We start from the raw sequence: 18,850 nt of genomic DNA on the forward strand, positions 1-18,850 counted from the left end.
CAAAAATTACTATTTTGTGAATTTGCTTTCGTGATACTTTTGCATAATTCCATGTTTCTTCAACAAGTGACGAACAGTATCTGAAGGTTGTGCACCTTTGTTTAACCATTCAACGATCTTGTCGTCTTCTAGATGAATTTCTTCTGGTTGTGAGATTGGGTTGTAATAACCAACTTGTTCGATAAAACGACCATCACGTGGTGAACGTGAATCTGCAACAACTAATCTATAAAATGGGCGTAACTTACTACCCATACGTTTCATTCTGATCTTAACTGACATATGTTTGTTTCCTCCTAAATACTTAACTTTGTTAGTATACACAAAAAACTAGACGGTGTAAAGTTTTTTTCTTTACAGGCTATCTTTTTATTATGCCGTCTCCAGAGCTGAGAAGTATTTCGCCTGCTGTGCGGACCGGACCGAGCCTGAGAATCGGTCTCGGACCTCGGTTTGAAGCCTTACCAAAAACCCGGTAAGTCTCCAAACTCGCCCGGTGGTGTAACGTAAAGTCTTAACGCCACTTCCACTGCGGGTGAATACTTCTCAGCTCTTCCGACTGGTCTCTTAAAAAATACAAAGTTACCGTTAAAAATCAATAGTATTAAACATCCGAGGTATTCATGATAATAAAAAATACCACTCAACATTTTTTAATGACAAGTGATATTTAAATATCTTTTAAATTTTTTACTTTAATTTCAAAAATTGAAATCAACCAGTAAACTAGCCGGAGGGTGTCAGTAATAAATATAGACAGCGGTGAAGTTGTTGTTAGACCAGCGATTTTCTGGTCTTACAACAAGGACGAGTTTTGAGATTCGCGAACCATGCGAAGCTCAAAATCGAGGTTCGAGACCGCACTTCGGCTCGAACCGGTCCCACCGCAGACTATATTTATTACTGACACCCGGAGGCGGCAAAGAAAATTATGACTTAAAGCGTTTAATCTTCTTCAAACGTTTCTTCTTATTTTTCTTATTCTTACGAACCATCGAATGCATTGCCATCTTACCCAATCGACCTTGGACACCATTGCCCATTAGTTGATCCATTCCGGCCATGTTACCTTTACTCATCTTGTTCATCATGTCACGAGATTGCTTGAATTGTTTGATCATGCGGTTAACGTTTTGCACGCTTTGACCGGAACCGGCAGCAATTCTTCTACGACGTGATGGGTTCAATGAATCAGGATCTTCACGTTCTGCTGGTGTCATTGAATAAACAATTGCCTTTAAATGAGCAATATCTTTTTCACCAATATTGATGTTTGCTAAAGCGGGATTATTAGCCATCCCTGGAATCATCTTCATGATTTCATCTAATGGTCCCATTTTGGTAATTTGGTCCATTTGATCAATAAAGTCATTGAAGTCAAAACTATTCTCACGAATCTTTTCAGCAACTTGCTTAGCTTGTTCTTCGTTGTAATCAGTCTGAGCCTTTTCAATCAAGGTCAGCATGTCACCCATACCTAAGATACGGTTGGCCATACGATCAGGATGGAAGACGTCTAATTGGTCGAGTTTTTCACCTTGTCCAATAAACTTAATTGGCTTACCAGTAACATCACGAATTGAAAGAGCAGCACCACCACGGGTATCACCATCCAACTTCGTCAAAACAACACCGGTAATATCGAGTTGTTCGTCAAATCCATGGGCAACCTTTGCTGCAACTTGACCAGTCATTGAGTCAGCAACAAATAAAATTTCATCTGGATGTGCAAGTTCTTTAATACGTTTCAACTCATCCATCAATTGCTCATCGATTTCTAGTCGACCAGCAGTATCAATAATGACATAGTCATTCTTATTTTCTGCGGCAACTTTCAACCCATCGCGGACAATATCAACTGGATCATGATCAGTTCCTTCGTCAAACACTGGCACATCGAGTTGTTGACCGATAGTCTTCAACTGTTCAATGGCAGCGGGACGATAAACATCTCCAGCGATAAATAATGGACGTGCTTTTTCTTCATGCTTCAAACGGTTAGCTAACTTACCGGCTGTGGTAGTTTTACCAGCACCTTGCAAACCAACCATCATAATGATTGTTGGAATATGCTTGGATTTGTTCAATGGAACAGCTTCTTGTCCCATGATCTTTGTTAATTCTTCATCAACAATTTTGACAACTTGTTGTGATGGCGTCAAACTTTCCATCACTTCGGCGCCTAAGGCACGTTCTCTGACTGACTTGACGAATTTTTTAACAACGTCAAAGTTAACATCCGCTTCCAATAGGGCCATACGTACTTCACGCATTACCTTACGGATATCTTCGTCAGAAAGTTTACCCTTACCTCTTAGTGAGGAGAAAACTTTGTTTAAGCGTTCGCTTAATCCTTCAAAAGCCATACTCTACTCCTACATTTCATTTATTTTTGAAATTCTTTGGACTAAATCTAATAATTCTTTATCATCGGCATATTTCGTCTGAACCAATTGATCGAGTTTTTCAGAAATATCATCAATCTCCTGAGTCTTCTCAATCAAACCAAGTTCTTTCTCAAATGATTCTAACAAACTGACCGAACGATGCAAGTTATCCAAGACTGCTTGTCGAGAAACTTCTAGTTGTTCTGCAATCTCACTGAGCGAAAAATCCTCAACGTAATACAAGTCCAAATAACGACTCTGCTTTTTGGTCAGCAATGAATGATAAAAATTATATAACAAGTTCACTCGTGTTGTTTCATCAATGTTCATAACTATTTGTTAGACGTCCCAACAATTAGGTCCTTGAATAAGCCGTAGATGAACTTCTCAGGATCAAAGTCGCGGAGATCATCCATTTGTTCACCTAAACCAACTAGCTTTACTGGAATGTGCAATTCATTTCTGATTGCCAAGACGACGCCACCTTGTGAACTACCATCGAGTTTCGTCAAAACAATTCCAGAAACATCAGTTGTTTCGTTAAATTGTTTAGCTTGACTCAAGGCATTTTGTCCAGTAGAACCATCGAGTACTAACAGAACTTCTTGTGGTGCATCTGGCAATTCACGAGTGATCACACGTTTAATTTTTTCTAGTTCACGCATTAAGCCTTCTTTATTCTGCAAACGACCGGCAGTATCAACTAACAAAATATCATAATCATCTTCCATTGCTCGTTTAACAGCATCGTAAACAACAGAAGCGGGATCAGTGTGTGCCTTACTTGCTTGAACGTCAACACCATCACGTTTACCCCATTCTTGCAACTGTTCAATAGCACCGGCTCTGAAAGTATCTGCAGCTGCCAACAAAACTTTTTTGCCTTGTTGCTTATAGCGATGAGCGAGTTTACCAACGGTAGTGGTTTTCCCAGCTCCATTAACACCTACAAATAAGAAAACAGTTGGTGTCTTGTTATCACTGAATTTCAAAGAGTTATCCTCTTCTTTACCCTCTTCACCGTACATATCAACTAATTTCTTAACAATTACATTGGAAACGTCAGATTGTTTCTTAGCATTCTCTAACTTAACTTCCTCACGCAATTCATCAGATATTCGCATGGCTGTTTCGTAACCGACATCTGATTCAATCAATAATTCTTCCAAATCATCAAAGAAATCTTCATCAACACTTCTGAAATTAGCCAAGAAATGATTCAGACGAGAACTAAAAGAATTACGACTCTTTTTAAGACCTTCATCGTATTCTTGAACGTCATCTTTAGGCGCTGATTCTTCTGGTTCCGCCTCTGATTCAGTAGTTTCTGTACTTTCAGATTCTTCCTTTTCAGTTTCAACAGGCTCTTGAATCTCAGAATTGTCTGATGATTCCTCAGTTACTTCTTCAACCGTTGTATCTTCAGACTTGTTTTCAGTTTCAGTTGGTTTTTCTCGAAGTTCTTCAGCATGCTCAGTTTCCGTTGGTTCTGATTCTGAGGGTGCTTTTTTAACTTCTTCAGCTTTACTTACAGGTTCAGGTTGAACTGGTGCTTTAACAGGTTCTGTAGCTGGTTTCTTATCTTGTGGTTCTTCTGTCGGAGTTTCTTCAACAGATTGAGCTGCTTCATCGCTTTTAACCTCTGGAGTTGTTTCTGAATTTTCAGCAGCTGGTGCTTCGTTGGCTTCGGCAGTTTGGTCAGATTCTTTTTCAGATTCTTCTTGAGATTTCTTTTCTAAATCTTTATCTTCAGAATCATCTTTACCAGTAAAGGCTTTTTTAATTCGATCAAATAATCCCATTATTAACTCCTATTCTTTGACGTGCACAGACAGCATCCGTGATACACCAGACTCTTCCATCGTTACCCCATAGAGGCGATTGACATTCATCATCGTTCCTTTACGGTGAGTAATGACGATAAATTCAGTGTTAGCGTCATATTGATTTAAATAATTGGCAAAACGATAAACATTTGCATCATCAAGTGAAGCTTCAACTTCATCAAGAATACAAAATGGCACCGGTTTAACTTTAATAATAGCAAATAACAGTGTAATTGCCGTCAAAGCTTTCTCGCCACCAGACAATAAACTCAAACGTTGGAATTTCTTCCCAGGTGGTTGGGCAATAATTTCAATCCCAGTTTCCAAAAGATTATCCGGTTCGGTCAGAACTAATTTAGCCCGCCCACCGGCAAACATCTCAGGGAAAATATCTTCAAAAGCAGCTGCAACTTCGTCAAAAGTCTTCTTAAAACGTGTTGTAACTTCTTTATCCATTTCGGACATAGTATCAAGTAATTGTGAACGAGCTTGCAACAAGTCATTTTGTTGTTGTGTTAAAAATTCATAGCGATCCTTAACCTTGTCGTATTCTTCGATTGCTGACAAATTGACCGTTCCTAATTCTTCAATACCCATCTTCAACAGACGGGCCTCTTTTTGCAATTCCTCGGGATCGTAATCTCCTTGTTTCAAAGCTAAGAGTGAAGCCTCATAAGTCAACTGATACTCTTGTGACAAAGTATCCAATCGACTGTCAATTTGATTCGACAACTTGGTATTTTGAATAGCCAAAGTCTCTTGTTGATCTGATGCATTCTTTTGCAAATCAAAATTTCGTTGCGCCTTAGTATTTAATTCAGTAGCAAGTGTTTGTTGTGTTTCACGTTGAGCCTTTAAATCGGTTACAACCCGTTGAAGTTGTTTAATTTCTCGTTTTAGTTCTGCAATACGACTCTTAACTTCAGTACTATTAAGATCTAATTGACTCCGTTCAGAGTCCAGAACCGTTAACTGTTGTTGGATTTCAGAAATTTGCTGATCCGTTTGTTCAACAATTTTCTTTAAATCTTCATTTTGACTGACGTCGTTTTCATGATTGCTCTTCACAACTGCCAACTGTGTTTGAATTGCTTGTTCCTTTTGATTAATTGACTTCAATTCAGCATCAAAATCGGTTAACATTTTTTGCTTCTGATTCATTTCAGCCTGAGTATCTTCAATCTCTTGTGAGATTTTCTTGGCAGACTCGGTTTGATTCTCTAAGTTTGTCCGCAAATCCTTTTGTTCCGACTGATATTTAGCCAAATTGTACTTAACAACATTCAATCGTTCACTGAAATGTTTTTCCTCGTTTTGATAAGTCGAAATTTCACTTTCAAAATGATTTTTTTCAGCATTAAATTGGGCCAGCTTATCGTCAACTGTCTTCTTTTCAGCATTGAGAGCCGTTAATTGATCACGTAAATCCTGAACAGTCTTCTGCTTTTGATCCATCAGTAGTTCTTGTTTTGACAAATCCTTATTCAAAGACTGCAATTCATCCTTACGTGTCAAAATACTTGAGTTAACTCGACGTTGTTGCCCACCAGTCATTGAACCACCAGCGTTAACAACATTTCCATCTAAGGTAACGACACGATACTTACGATTAACAGCACTAGAAATCTTTGTGGCAACATTAATATCTTTGGCAATCAACAAGTTACCTAAAATATTTTTAACGATGTTTGAAACCTTATCATCATATTTAACTAAATCACTAGCGACTCCAACAAAACCTGCGACCATTTGAGCTTTGTTCAAATCATTAGCATAAATATTATGTGGTTGAATAATATTTACAGGCAAGAACGTTGCCCGTCCACCACGACTCTGCCTCAAGTACGCAATTGCCTTTTTGGCAGCAGTCTCATCCTCAGTAACGATCGACTGTAACTGATTACTGACAACTGTTTCAATCGCCAATTGATATTCCTTGGGCACCGAGATCAATTCAGCAACAGCTCCAACGATTCCTGACAATTGTTGTTCATGATTCAGAACATTTTTAGCTCCTTCAAAAAAGCCAGCATGCTCCTGTTCCATGTTTTCAAGAATTCGCTTTCGAGCCTTAATTTCCTGAAGACTTTCTAAAATCTTCAAATAGTTACTATTTTCACGTTTACCAGTTTCGGTTACTTCAGTGATACTTTGATTCAACTGTTTGTCACGTTCAAGGAGCGACTTATTATCATCAACTAACTTTTTAACTTGTTGGCTAATTGAATTATTGTCATTTTTCGAACTATTTAGATTTTCAGTCACATCAGTTAATTGATCCTGTTGCTCATTTATTGAAGCCTGAACACGTTCCAATTGCCGTTGTGAAAATTTCTGTTCATTATTATTCGAAACTTGGTCCTGCAATAGATTGACATAATCATTCCTCAAATCAGCAATGTTCTTTTGCAAATCAGCTGGTGTTTTTTTCTTTAATTGTTGAATATCAGCCAATTGTTTTTCAAAATTCTTGATCTTATCAATACATTCAGCCAATTTTTGATTTGATTCAGTCAATTTTGCTTGATTAGCTACTTTGCTTGCTTGCAAATTAGCCAATTGATGATTCAAAGACGACTTATTTGAGGAATTGAAACCATTACGCTCATCTGCAACAGCAACTTTTCCATTGAAAATTTCCAAAGTCTTGGTCGACTCAGTCAATTTTGTTTGATTATCATCAATTTTATTAGTTAAATCTTGGACAGCCTGATTATTATCTTCAACTTGTTTGTTAGCAATTTTAACTTGCTGAGAAATATTTTGAAGACTCATCTTAACTTCACGCAAATCTTTATCAATTTGGCGCTTTTGGGCAGATAAATTTTTAACTTCAATTGTTAAGATTTTTTGATAAATACTATCGTATTTACTCTTTTGTTCCTTGTAATCACGGGCAATACTAGCTTGCTCTTTCAATGGTTCAACTTGTTTTGACAATTCAGAAACGATATCTGAAACACGATGCAGATTATCGGTTGTCTCTGACATTTTATTCTCAGCTTGTTGTTTCTTTTGTTTAAATAGTGAAACCCCTGCTGACTCTTCAATGATCGTTCGGCGCTCAACTGGCTTACTGTTAAAAATTGCTTCTACACGGCCCTGAGAAATGATAGAGAACGACTGTTTTCCCATCCCTGAGTCCATGAACAGTTCCGTAATATCACGCAAACGACACTGCTTATTATTGATCAAAAACTCAGTATCACCATTTCTAAATAAGCGACGACAAATTACCAAGTCATCTTGAGACGACTTGAGCTCTCGATTATGATTATCGAATTGTAAAATGACTTCAGCCCGATTCATTTGTGGACGGGTTGCACTTCCAGCAAAAATCACATCGACCATTTTGTCTCCACGTAAACTCTTTGCTGATTGCTCGCCCATTACCCAACGAATGGCTTCAGTAATATTTGATTTTCCACTCCCGTTGGGCCCAACAATACCAGTTATTCCACTGGTGAAATCAATCTTTGTTTTATCAGCAAAAGATTTAAACCCATTGATCGTTAATGATTTTAGCGGCATAAAATACAGACTCCTATAATTCTTCTAATGCTCTCTTAGCAGCCATTTGTTCGGCATGCTTCTTGCTATATCCCAATCCTTTTGACAAAATTTTGCCATTGGCAATCAATTCAACTTTGAATTTCTTGTCGTGATCAGGACCTTCTTCATCGATAACTTTATAGTCAATTTCGACTTCACCAGATTGTTGTAATCTTTCTTGCAAATGAGTCTTGAAGTCAGTGTCTTCAGAAAATTCACCCGAGTCGATATGAGGATAAACGACTTTCTTCAAGAAGTCATCAACTACTTCATTACCTTGATCAAGATATAATGCACCGTTGAAAGCCTCAAAAATATCTTCCAACAAGGTATGTCTTTGACGGGCACCTTGTTTTTCTTCACCTTTACCAATCAACAAATACTTGTCAATATTGATTTCTTTAGCAAAGCGAGCAAAACTATCTGTCCGAACAATATCTGATCTCAAACGTGTTAATTTACCTTCTGGCAATTGCGGATACTTTTTAAAAAGATAGCGCGAGATATTGATTTCTAAAACCGCATCTCCCAAAAATTCAAGACGCTCGTAATCACCAATACCCAACTCTTTGTGCTCATTATCAAAGGATGAATGAGTCATGGCTCTTTCAACCAGTCTTTTATCGTTAAATTTAATTCCATATTGCTCATCTAAAACTTGTAAGAACTTTGGATCTAACATAACGTGTCCCCTTTCCCAATATTACTAATTATACTAAACTTTGGCCCCAAATAATTCCGAATAATTCTCAGTATAGCTAAAGGTTTAAAGTTTAGGTAAGTATTCCGTTTCCAGAACTGAAAGTATTCAATTACTGCAAATGAATACTCTCAGTTCTTCCAACTAGTTTATTTTTTAATGGCAGTAGCAATAAAAAGAAGACTTCTGATTATTTAAATAAATTAGCCATAGGATTTTAACAACTATAGTTATATTAATTTTTCACCTTTAAACCTTCAGTTAGTATAACGCATAGTGCTAGTTGAATATTTTTACATTCAATTAATAACAATTATTTAGTCGGAAGAGCTGGGATATTTAACTAGCACTGCACGTTAGTATAAAAAAATAAGACCCAATGGCCTTATTTTTGATGTGATGAAATGTAGCTTGCTGCTGCACCAACTGTTGTAATCTTTTCAGCGTCATCATCTGGAATCTCAGCTCCGAATTCGTCTTCAAGTTCAAGGACAAATTCAACAAGGTCAATTGAATCTGCGTCGAGATCATTTGTAAATGATGTTTCTCTAGTAATGGTAGCTGCGTCAACTTCGAACTTGTCGGCAATCAATTTAACAATTTTGTCAAAAACTTCTTGTTCTGTCATGGATGGAATTCTCCTTATTTTTCACTCATTTTTTCAAAATACTTATTAGCCTTATTAATTGTATCGTTAGATAACATATCATAAATTTGTTTAACGGTATAATAGACTGCCCGATTATCAGCAGCACCATGCGCCTTAACGACTGGTGACTTGAGTCCTAGTAACACGGCCCCACCTGCTTGAGAAGTATCGAACATTTCTTTCATACCTTTAAGCGATGGTGAAACGATAGCTGCACCCATTTTAGTAAAAATACCGTTATTTAGCAAGGCATCTTTTAGTTGACCTAAGAGAATTTTAGCAGTCCCCTCAGTCGCCTTCAATGCTGCATTTCCAGTAAATCCATCTGTTACGATAACGTCAGCCTTTCCAGCTAAGATGTCCCCAGATTCGATATTACCAATGAAATTGATACCCTCGGTATTCTTCAATAATTGATAGGCCTCTTTGTGCATGCTATCGCCCTTGTCATACTCCGTACCATTATTTAGTAGTGCAACACGTGGCTTGTCGATTTTTTTAACGTCATGAGCATATATCGAACCCATAACAGCCCACTGTTGTAAGTATGATGCCTTAGCTTCGGCGTTAGCACCAACATCCAACATATTAACACCTTTTGGTGAATTTGTTGCTGGTAAAGTTGGCATTAAAGCTGGGCGGGCAACTTGTTTGATTCTACCGACGATAAAAATACCGGCTGCTAACAAAGCTCCTGTATTTCCGAGTGAGAACAAAGCGTCGTTTTCACCATCTTTAACTGACTGTGCGGCCAAAACCATTGAAGCATCCTTTTTGGAACGAATGGCTTTGACTGGTTCATCGGTACCCAAAATTTCCGTATCTGTATGTACGATTGTAATCCGTTCATCATTTTTCAAATACTCTTTGATGGCTGATTCTTTACCATACAAGACAAACTCTAAATCTTTCCATTCGTCACGAGCACGTTCGATTCCTTCAACTACTACTTGTGGTGCATTGTCGCCACCCATAGCATCAACAGCTATTTTCATTTTGTTTCCTCGCTAATCAAAATTATTTAATTGTTCATATTCATCGTTAATAAATGACTTCAAGGCTTTAGTCTCAGGATTATTAAGTAATTTTTCGTCCTCATAAAGTCGACTAGCCTCCTCTTGAGCCACTTCCAAGATATTAATATCGTTGATTGGATTACCAACTTTAAATTCAGGCAAACCGGATTGGCGATTTCCCAACAAATCTCCAGAACCACGCATCTTCAAATCTGCTTCAGCTAAGACAAAGCCATCATTAGTTGACGTCAAAATTTTCATACGCTCCGTGGCTGATTCATTCTTAGGGTCAGCAATCAAAATACAATACGACTGTTTTTCCCCACGTCCAACACGACCACGCAACTGATGCAACTGCGATAAACCGAAACGATTAGCATCATATATTACCATAACTGATGCATTAGGTACATCAACACCAACTTCAATAACTGTTGTCGAAACCAAAACATCGATTTTTTTATCTGAAAAGTCCCTCATAACCGTTTCTTTTTGGTCATTTGGCATTTGTCCATGCAAGAGCCCGATATGATATTTCTGACCAAATAGTTCAGTAAATTTATCATAAATCAATTCCGCATTCTTCAGATCCATCGATTCTGATTCCGAAATCAACGGTGTAACAACATAAACCTGTGCACCATCACTCAATTCCTTAGACACAAAATGATACATCTGTTCGACTTTTTGACTTCTGATCCAGTAAGTCTCGACTTTTTTTCGACCAGCTGGAAGTTGATCAATTCGTGAAACATCCATATCGCCATAAGTTGTAATTGCCAAAGTACGAGGAATTGGTGTAGCTGTCATTGCAAGAACATCTGGATTCTGCCCCTTTTCACGCAAAGCTTTTCGTTGATTAACACCAAAACGGTGCTGCTCGTCAATAACTATGAACCCAAGTTCTTTGAAATCAACACTATCTTGAATCAAGGCATGAGTTCCAACGACGATGTTAGTTTTACCATTTTCAATGTCTCCAGCAATAAAATCATGTTCCTTTTTAGTCAATGAACCAGTTAACAAAGCTGTCTTAATGTGTAAAGGTGCCAATAATTTACTAATTTTATCAAAATGCTGCTGAGCTAGGATTTCCGTTGGTGCCATGATTGCCGCCTGGTATCCTGCTGTAACAGCCGCCAACATCGCAATCACTGAAACAATTGTTTTACCAGAACCAACATCACCTTGTAATAATCGATTCATATGATGTGTCGATTCCATATCATCAAGAATCTCTTTAGTTACTCGATCTTGCGCGTCAGTTAATTTAAAAGGCAGACTTTTGACAAATTTTTGAATAAAGTCATGATCATATTTTTCAACGATCCCAATGTTTTTCTGTTCATCACTGCGTTTGATACTCTGTAAGCCACACTGAAATAAGAAAAATTCTCGAAACTTAGCGCTACGCCGAGCTTCATCCCCTTGTTCTTGGGTTTTTGGAAAGTGGATTCCCGAAACGATTTGCTCGTCATCCAACAGTTTATACTTCGTACGAATATATGTGGGTACAATCGTGTCAATTTGATCATGATATTTTTCATACGCTGCCTTGATTAAGTTGATCAAGGTTTTTTGATGAATATTTTTATTTACAGAATAAACAGAATCAACGGAATTATCGTGGATATCGATAACTTTCATTCCCATCAACGATCGTCGACTCTCATTCCATTTTCCATAAACAGCCACATCAGTTCCCGTTTCAAACTTATCTTTTAACCACGGCTGATTAAAGAACGTTACCATGATGGATTCGTTATCAACTAAAATTCTGACATTCAACCGGGTCTTCTTATACCCAAAACGTGCTACGACTGGCTCACTAGCAACGACACCTTTAAGCAAAATTTTCTCCTGATCAGCCGCATCATCAAGTGACTTGGCCTGCATATCCTCATAGCGAAAAGGAAAATAAAACAACAAATCATACACATTATTAATGCCAAGAGATTGTAAAGCCTCTAGCTTTTTAGGACCAACTCCTGGTAATTCCGCTAGTGAAACTTTTCTCAGATCCATAAACTTTCCCCCTTCCTCTAGACGATATTTCAAAATGAAAAAAGGCTATGACAAAACGAATCGTTTCATCACTGCCTCCTTTGGTTTTAATGTTTTATACTTTTTTTGCTGCTTCCGGCTGTGAGGAATTGGAACCTGATGTGTGGACCGGTTCCTCACAACCTACAGCTAATGTATCTGTTAATTTTATCACTTTGATTATTTAATAAATTTTAAAAATAAATAACTATCAAATCAACTAACTTTAATTAATTATTATTAATGAAAACCTATCAAACCAATGAGTTGGAGGAACTGATAGTATTGACCGAGGTTCAAGACCGCTTCTCAGGCTCGGACCGTTCCGCATAGCAGGTTAATACTATCAGTTCTGGAGACGGGACCCACTATTCAACCGAAATCAAATATGGATAAACTGGTTGATCACCTTGATGAATTTCTGTTTCAAGATCAGCATATTTATCATCTAAATAATCGGCTATCTTTTGGGCATCGTCATCATTACCGTCTTTACCAACAAGAATTGTGATAACTTCACTATCCTCATCGATCATTTTATCCAACATGTGTTCTGTTGTGGCAACAATATCTTCTTCGTCAACTAAAATTTTACCGTCAACGATTCCCATATAGTGTCCCTTAGTGATCTTCAATCCATCGATTTCAGTATCACGAATGGCTTGAGTAACCTGACCACTCTTAACTGTGTCTAATGAGTCTTCCATGTTTTCTTCGTTTTCTTCTAATTCAGCCTCTGGATTGAATGAAAGCATTGCTGTCATTCCTTGAGAAATTGTCTTAGAACCAACGATTGCGACTGGAATATCAACCAAATCAACTGCTTGTTTAGCGGCCATAATGATATTACCGTTATTTGGCAATACTAGAACACGTTTGGCATTTGATTTGTTAATTGCATCAACAATATCATTAGTTGATGGATTCATAGTTTGGCCACCACTGATAACATGTGTAACACCAAGACTCTTGAATAACTCTGTCAAACCTTCACCAGATGAAACAGCAATAACTGCATAATCAATTGGCTCTTGAACAGGTTCTGCCACTGGTTCTTCATCTTCATCAACAATAGTTTCATGTTGCAAACGCATATTATCGATTTTAATTTTAACTAAGGCACCGTACTTTTTACCAGCAGCCCAAACTTTATATGGATAGTTAGTATGGACGTGAACTTTAATAACTTCGTCATCCGAAACACAGATCAATGAATCACCGATTCCATCCAAATAATTACGTAATTTTTCATTATCGAAAACTTCATCAGTTGTGGGATTCTTGCCTAATTTGACCATCATTTCAGTACAATAGCCATTCTTGATCTCATCGGTACTAAATTGGCCTTGGAATGATTGATGATGACTGGCATTAACCATTTCATTCATATCGGTTTCATCAGGAATATATTCTTCATCAGTCGTTGTTTGACCAGTCAAGCCTTCTAAGAAGCCTTCATAAATAAAGACTAAGCCTTGACCACCAGAATCAACAACGCCAACTTCCTTCAAAACTGGTAGAAGTGATGGTGTCTTCTTAAGTCCAACCTTTGAACCAGTAACAACAGCTTTCATAACTTCGGCTAAATCATTAGTCGTCTCTACTTGCTTCATTCCGGCTTCTGCACCATATCTAGCAACAGTAAGTATTGTTCCTTCAACCGGCTTCATAACGGCTTTATAGGCTGTCTTAACACCATCGTCGAAGGCTTTAGCTAAATCCATTGCTGTCAAAGCGTCTTTATCTTCAATACTCTTTGAAAAGCCACGGAAAATTTGTGATGTGATAACCCCAGAATTTCCACGAGCTCCCATCAAAAGACCTTTAGCAAGTGCTTTACCAAGTATACCAACATGATCACTCTCTGATTCATTGACAGCTTTAAAACCGCTTTGAATTGTTAAACTCATGTTAGTTCCGGTATCTCCATCGGGAACCGGAAAGACATTAAGTGAATTTACAAACTTAGCATTCTTTTCAAGTCTGTGCGATGCGACACGCACCATATCTGAAAATTCTTTTTTTGTAATTAGTTCTTTGCTCAAAAGTTTCCCCTCCAACTAGCTTTCCTATTCGATATCGTCCAGAACTTTAATTCCTTGGACATACACGTTAACAGTGCCAGCTGGTGTTCCAAGCATTGTTTCTAGGTTGTATTTTACTTTTTCTTTTAAATTTTTTGCTACTTCTGAAATTTTAATTCCGTATCCGACGATTATGTAGACATCAACGGCCAGTTTACCATCTTCTTGATGGATAACTATACCTCTAGAAAAGTCTTCACGATTCAAAATTGTATTCATACCATCACGGAATTGGTTCTTGCTTGCCATACCTACGATACCGTAGATATCAGAAGCGGCTCCGCCAACGATTGTGGCAACAGTATTTGTTGAAACATCAATTTCACCGTGCTTTGTTTTAATTGTAACTGCCATCTCTGGATCCTCCTATTCATGGACCAAATCTATCATAAACAATAAAATTCTATCATAGCAACATTTCGAATTAAAGATTTATACAACATTAAACCATATTAATCCCTAAATAATCTATTGATTTCAATTCTTACTTATGGTAAATTAGTCAGGTGATATTTTAAAGAAAAAACATGTAGCCAAAGGAGGTCGGTCCCATGGCAAAAGATATTATTACAGGCCGTAAAACAGTATTCGGTAACAAGCGTTCTCACGCCCTTAACCAATCAAAGCGTTCTTGGAAGCCAAACTTGCAAAAAGTTCGTATCATGATTGACGGTAAACCTAGACGTGTATGGGTTTCAGCTAGAGCATTGAAATCAGGAAAAGTTACTCGTGTATAATTATCACTTAATTCATTAAAAAGGACTAGCAATTATATTGTTGGTCCTTTTTATTTTACACTATTATAATAGGTTTTAATTAATTAAGGGGGGATTCTATGAAAATATTAATTGGCAATCAAAACAAAAATGATGAGCAGCTAACACAGGCCATCGTTAATGCTAAAGATGGCGATATAATTGAGCTAATGCCAGGCACTTATTTTTCAAGTACTGACCCTTTTATTTGCACTATTAGAAGAAATATTAGTTTCGTTGGTAAAACAGAGAATAAAAATGACGTCAGATTATTCTGTAGTTTTACGGTTGGTGAACAAAATATCATTATTTTTAAAAATTTAGCTATCAGTTATACGGCTAATGAGGATAATACCCTCTCTGCTTATGATGGTGCAAGAATTTATGGCGATAACATTTCAATCAACCGCCAAACAGTCGACGATTGGGATACTATTTATGGAAAAGATGCCTATTTCTCATTTAAGGATTCTCAGATTTTAACCGGAAGAAAAGTTAAGGCCATTGGATTGTCGTTAGAGAATAGTCAATTGTTTGCAGATAATACTTCGATTCAATTGTTGTTACAAAAGCATTCAAAAGCCTATTTAAAAGATTCATTTGTCTATCACAAATTGGAATTGAGACAGACTTCCACATTGGATTTTCATAATTTATCGATTGATTCGACTGGATCACCCACTAAAAATGATTTAGCCGTTAAAGGTTATTCACGAATGAACGGACAAGATTTGATTTTTATTAATGATGCCCCCGCCATTCGAATTTTGAAGAGTAAGTTTAAGGTTGACAATTTTCAGCCAAAGACTAATGAGATCCATTTTAAATTTGATGATGTTTCTACTATCGAGGCTGATGGGAAGCTGCCCTTTAATGAAGGTCCTTCGGATGCAAAAAAAAATAATAATTAACTTGCAAAGGGTATGTATTCTCTCAATTTGAGAATGCATACCCTTTGCATTTAGTTTTATAATTATTTATTATTTGATTCTTTTTGTTTTCTTAATTCCTCCTTTTCCTTCATCTCATCTACTTTAGTGATAAGTTCGTACGGTGCGTAATTGACCCAGTCCCTAAATTTATAACCTCTTTTCTCTTTTTCAGAATCTTTATTTTTCTTCTTGTCCCCAGAGCCCTTTTTATATTTCTTAAGTGGCACACTTTGAGTAGCATAATGTGTTACTTCTACTCGACGATGTTCCAATAAATCCATCACATTAAATTTGTACTCTTTATTATTATTTTTAATTTCATCAACTTTATTCTTAAAGTAATCACTAACAACCATCTTGTCCAAAACTTCATTTGCATCGGCTCCAAAAACAACTAGCCAATTTGGTTGAATTTTTAAGCATTCTCGTATGAATATACCTAGTGAATTATCTAAAGTGTTTTTATTCTCAATACATAATTTCTTTAGTTTGGACCTTTGCGGTACATTGTTCTCTTTTAATTTATACTTATTTTCTACATATTTGTTTCCAGCTTTATAATCATCATCAGCTTTAGTCAGCATAGCCTTAACCTTTGACAGTTCATCCTGATAATGCCCCAAAACCAATTTATCAATTCTTCTAGCATCCAAGTTCGGTGTTGATTCAGGATGACTTAAAAACGATATTTCATCATCATTAATAAAAAAGTTACGCATCACATTTCCTGAATTGCTATCTTCATATGATTTAATAATATCTGTGATATAGCTTCCCTCAAAACATTTATCACTAGTTTGGACATATAGTTTATAGGTATTTGTTGGTCTATCAGTATCTCGAAAGTTACCCCAACCACTATAATCTTTATCTCCTGTACGATACGCTGCATTTAAACCAACAAACATATAATCATTTTTAAAATCTTTTTCATTAAAAAAATCATCTGGAAACGCAAAGGATTCCTTATCGAACGATGGTTTTGGAAAATCATTTGATTTGGATTCTTTTGATTTAGAACCACTTGATTGAAAATCCGATGGCTTAAAATCCACGATTCCACTCTTTTCAAATTCACCAACAATATCATCATACAATGGGAATTTATGCTTAGTCGTCAAAAAAGAAGCAAAACTATCTACTCCAATTTTTTTACCATTCTTATCTTTAAATCCAGTATCAATTTTAAGTAATTCATCTCTAACTTCAGCTTTACTCCGTACCATATCCTAATCCCCCAAATAATATATTTGTTAGTGCTTACAATTACGATTTCATTATATTATTTTTCCTCAATAAATTGCTTTTTCATTTAAAGAAAAAACGCCGAATTTATAAAAAATTCCGCGTTTTTATTTTTAATCTAATTTATCCAAACTCTGTGCTAAATCGGCAATCAAATCTTTTGAATCTTCAATCCCAACTGACAGGCGAACTAATTGATGTGTAATACCAGCTTTTAACTGCTCTTCAGATGAAAGTTCAGCGTGTGTCATCTTATATGGCAATTCGATCAAACTCTCGACAGCACCCAAACTAACCGCTAATTGGATCAACTTAGTTCCTTCAACAAACTTTGTTGAATCCAAACCATCTGCCAGCTCAAATGAAACAATTCCACCAAATCCATCGGTTTCTTTAGCAGCTATTTCATGATCTTTGCTACCGGAAATTCCTGGATAGTAAATTTTAGCGATTTCCTTACGATTCTGCAAAAATTCAACAATCTTTTGAGCGTTCTCCAAATGACGATCCATTCTAACTGACAAGGTTTGAATCCCACGACGAACTAAGTTGGAATCCTCTGGTGAAAGCGTTGAACCGATGGCATTTTGATTGAAGTAAATTCGATCAGCCAACTCTTTATTTTTTGCAACAGCCATACCGGCAATAACATCGGAATGTCCACTAAGATACTTGGTAGCTGAATGAATCACGATGTCAGCGCCTAAATCCAATGGACGTTGAAGATATGGTGATAAGAAGGTATTATCCACTATCGTTAAAATATGATGTTTCTTGGCTACTTCAGCAGTTGCTTTAACACTTGTGACGTGTAAAAGCGGATTTGTAAAACTTTCAAAATAAATTGCTTTAGTATTTGGCTTAATTGCTGCCTCAATTTCATCCGGATTTTGCGTATCCACGGCAGTGAATTCTAGTTGCCAACGCTTCAGAAATTCATTGATCAATCTAAAAGTTCCACCATAAATTTCTTTACCAATGATGATGTGGTCACCAGGTTTGAAAATAGCTAGAACAGCGTGAATTGCTGCAGATCCAGACGAAAAGGCAAATCCTCGATAACCATTTTCCAGACCGGCGACTTGCTCTTCCAAATAATTTCTAGTCGGATTGCCAGAACGTGCGTAATCATATTTTACCTTGGCCTCAACTGATGGATAAATATATGTTGATGAATTATAAATCGGTACGTTGACCGCCCCAGTATTGTTATCATTTTGTGGTTTCCCATGAACCAATTTGGTATTAAATTCAGTCATTTTTTAAACTCCTAATATATTGATTATTTCTATAATACTTCTTATTAAAATATTTTTGAATTATCAATACTTTCTAGTATCACGCGTTAAATAATTATTTTTAAAGCATTTGTGTCAATCACTGAAGGTTGAAAGGTGAAAAATTAATCTAATCATTGTTATTACAGTCTTAGAGCTAATTTATTATCCCTGCTAATAAAAAATAAACTAGTTGGAAGAGCTGAGAGTATTCATTTTGCAGCGAAAGTGGCGTTATTGCTTCAGCAATTACACCACCGGGCGTGTTGAAGACTCGCGGGTTTTGCGAGGCTTCAACCGAGGTCCGAGACCGCTCTTTGGCTCGGGCCGTTCCGCGCAGCAATTGAATACTCTCAGCTCTGGAAACGGCATACTTAACTAAAC

Annotated in this window: 15 protein-coding genes; 2 read left to right on the top strand and 13 right to left on the bottom strand. The window is 36.9% G+C overall.

Annotated features, from left to right (window positions below; genetic code table 11):
* Positions 1 to 9: 9 nt before the first annotated feature.
* From rpsP to FFM71_RS06970, 11 genes are all read right to left on the bottom strand, one after another.
* Positions 10 to 282: a 30S ribosomal protein S16 gene (gene rpsP / locus FFM71_RS06920; protein WP_137611451.1), complete on the bottom strand. Its 273-nt coding sequence runs from the start codon at positions 280 to 282 to the stop codon at positions 10 to 12.
* A gap of 647 nt (positions 283 to 929) precedes the next feature.
* A complete protein-coding gene (ffh, locus tag FFM71_RS06925) occupies positions 930 to 2,366 on the bottom strand; it encodes a signal recognition particle protein (protein WP_137611452.1) in 1,437 nt (478 codons plus the stop codon).
* Positions 2,367 to 2,375: 9 nt separating this feature from the next.
* Complete coding sequence (gene ylxM, locus FFM71_RS06930; RefSeq protein ID WP_041499647.1) at positions 2,376 to 2,717, bottom strand: YlxM family DNA-binding protein; 342 nt, start codon at positions 2,715 to 2,717, stop codon at positions 2,376 to 2,378.
* A 2-nt stretch (positions 2,718 to 2,719) separates the two neighbouring features.
* A complete protein-coding gene (ftsY, locus tag FFM71_RS06935) occupies positions 2,720 to 4,189 on the bottom strand; it encodes a signal recognition particle-docking protein FtsY (protein ID WP_137611453.1) in 1,470 nt (489 codons plus the stop codon).
* Positions 4,190 to 4,198: 9 nt separating this feature from the next.
* The gene (smc, locus tag FFM71_RS06940; protein WP_137611454.1) at positions 4,199 to 7,744 is read right to left on the bottom strand and encodes a chromosome segregation protein SMC; all 3,546 of its coding nucleotides are present in this window, start codon (positions 7,742 to 7,744) and stop codon (positions 4,199 to 4,201) included.
* A gap of 13 nt (positions 7,745 to 7,757) precedes the next feature.
* On the bottom strand, positions 7,758 to 8,447 hold the full coding sequence (rnc, locus tag FFM71_RS06945) for a ribonuclease III (RefSeq protein ID WP_137611455.1): 690 nt from the start codon (positions 8,445 to 8,447) through the stop codon (positions 7,758 to 7,760).
* Between the two features lie 403 nt (positions 8,448 to 8,850).
* Positions 8,851 to 9,093 carry an acyl carrier protein gene (acpP, locus tag FFM71_RS06950; protein ID WP_137611456.1) on the bottom strand — a complete coding sequence of 81 codons (243 nt, stop codon included), beginning with the start codon at positions 9,091 to 9,093 and terminating at the stop codon, positions 8,851 to 8,853.
* A 14-nt stretch (positions 9,094 to 9,107) separates the two neighbouring features.
* Positions 9,108 to 10,109, bottom strand: a complete 1,002-nt coding sequence (gene plsX, locus FFM71_RS06955; RefSeq protein WP_137611457.1) for a phosphate acyltransferase PlsX — start codon at positions 10,107 to 10,109, stop codon at positions 9,108 to 9,110.
* Positions 10,110 to 10,121: 12 nt separating this feature from the next.
* The gene (recG, locus tag FFM71_RS06960; RefSeq protein WP_137611458.1) at positions 10,122 to 12,155 is read right to left on the bottom strand and encodes an ATP-dependent DNA helicase RecG; all 2,034 of its coding nucleotides are present in this window, start codon (positions 12,153 to 12,155) and stop codon (positions 10,122 to 10,124) included.
* A gap of 386 nt (positions 12,156 to 12,541) precedes the next feature.
* Positions 12,542 to 14,218 (bottom strand): DAK2 domain-containing protein, encoded by a 1,677-nt coding sequence (gene fakA, locus FFM71_RS06965; protein ID WP_137611459.1) that lies wholly within the window; start codon positions 14,216 to 14,218, stop codon positions 12,542 to 12,544.
* 24 nt (positions 14,219 to 14,242) lie between these two features.
* Positions 14,243 to 14,611 carry an Asp23/Gls24 family envelope stress response protein gene (locus tag FFM71_RS06970; RefSeq protein ID WP_137611460.1) on the bottom strand — a complete coding sequence of 123 codons (369 nt, stop codon included), beginning with the start codon at positions 14,609 to 14,611 and terminating at the stop codon, positions 14,243 to 14,245.
* A gap of 197 nt (positions 14,612 to 14,808) precedes the next feature.
* On the opposite strand from FFM71_RS06970, the gene rpmB reads away from it, so the two are divergent.
* Together rpmB and FFM71_RS06980 are read left to right on the top strand one after the other, a co-directional pair.
* Positions 14,809 to 14,994 (top strand): 50S ribosomal protein L28, encoded by a 186-nt coding sequence (gene rpmB / locus FFM71_RS06975; RefSeq protein ID WP_041499634.1) that lies wholly within the window; start codon positions 14,809 to 14,811, stop codon positions 14,992 to 14,994.
* Positions 14,995 to 15,092: 98 nt separating this feature from the next.
* The gene (locus FFM71_RS06980) at positions 15,093 to 15,923 is read left to right on the top strand and encodes a DUF1565 domain-containing protein (RefSeq protein WP_137611461.1); all 831 of its coding nucleotides are present in this window, start codon (positions 15,093 to 15,095) and stop codon (positions 15,921 to 15,923) included.
* A 62-nt stretch (positions 15,924 to 15,985) separates the two neighbouring features.
* On the opposite strand, the gene FFM71_RS06985 is transcribed toward FFM71_RS06980, so the two are convergent.
* Positions 15,986 to 17,170, bottom strand: a complete 1,185-nt coding sequence (locus FFM71_RS06985; RefSeq protein WP_137611462.1) for a hypothetical protein — start codon at positions 17,168 to 17,170, stop codon at positions 15,986 to 15,988.
* A 132-nt stretch (positions 17,171 to 17,302) separates the two neighbouring features.
* The gene (locus tag FFM71_RS06990) at positions 17,303 to 18,448 is read right to left on the bottom strand and encodes a trans-sulfuration enzyme family protein (protein ID WP_137611463.1); all 1,146 of its coding nucleotides are present in this window, start codon (positions 18,446 to 18,448) and stop codon (positions 17,303 to 17,305) included.
* Between the last annotated feature and the right edge of the window lie 402 nt (positions 18,449 to 18,850).

The organism is Companilactobacillus huachuanensis (assembly GCF_005404815.1).
Lineage (GTDB): Bacteria > Bacillota > Bacilli > Lactobacillales > Lactobacillaceae > Companilactobacillus > Companilactobacillus huachuanensis.

Coding starts and splice junctions, on each gene's coding strand:
- rpsP (WP_137611451.1), bottom strand. CDS start 282: ATGTCAGTTAAGATCAGAATGAAACGTATGGGTAGTAAGTTACGCCCA.
- ffh (WP_137611452.1), bottom strand. CDS start 2,366: ATGGCTTTTGAAGGATTAAGCGAACGCTTAAACAAAGTTTTCTCCTCA.
- ylxM (WP_041499647.1), bottom strand. CDS start 2,717: ATGAACATTGATGAAACAACACGAGTGAACTTGTTATATAATTTTTAT.
- ftsY (WP_137611453.1), bottom strand. CDS start 4,189: ATGGGATTATTTGATCGAATTAAAAAAGCCTTTACTGGTAAAGATGAT.
- smc (WP_137611454.1), bottom strand. CDS start 7,744: ATGCCGCTAAAATCATTAACGATCAATGGGTTTAAATCTTTTGCTGAT.
- rnc (WP_137611455.1), bottom strand. CDS start 8,447: ATGTTAGATCCAAAGTTCTTACAAGTTTTAGATGAGCAATATGGAATT.
- acpP (WP_137611456.1), bottom strand. CDS start 9,093: ATGACAGAACAAGAAGTTTTTGACAAAATTGTTAAATTGATTGCCGAC.
- plsX (WP_137611457.1), bottom strand. CDS start 10,109: ATGAAAATAGCTGTTGATGCTATGGGTGGCGACAATGCACCACAAGTA.
- recG (WP_137611458.1), bottom strand. CDS start 12,155: ATGGATCTGAGAAAAGTTTCACTAGCGGAATTACCAGGAGTTGGTCCT.
- FFM71_RS06970 (WP_137611460.1), bottom strand. CDS start 14,611: ATGGCAGTTACAATTAAAACAAAGCACGGTGAAATTGATGTTTCAACA.
- rpmB (WP_041499634.1), top strand. CDS start 14,809: ATGGCAAAAGATATTATTACAGGCCGTAAAACAGTATTCGGTAACAAG.
- FFM71_RS06980 (WP_137611461.1), top strand. CDS start 15,093: ATGAAAATATTAATTGGCAATCAAAACAAAAATGATGAGCAGCTAACA.
- FFM71_RS06985 (WP_137611462.1), bottom strand. CDS start 17,170: ATGGTACGGAGTAAAGCTGAAGTTAGAGATGAATTACTTAAAATTGAT.
- FFM71_RS06990 (WP_137611463.1), bottom strand. CDS start 18,448: ATGACTGAATTTAATACCAAATTGGTTCATGGGAAACCACAAAATGAT.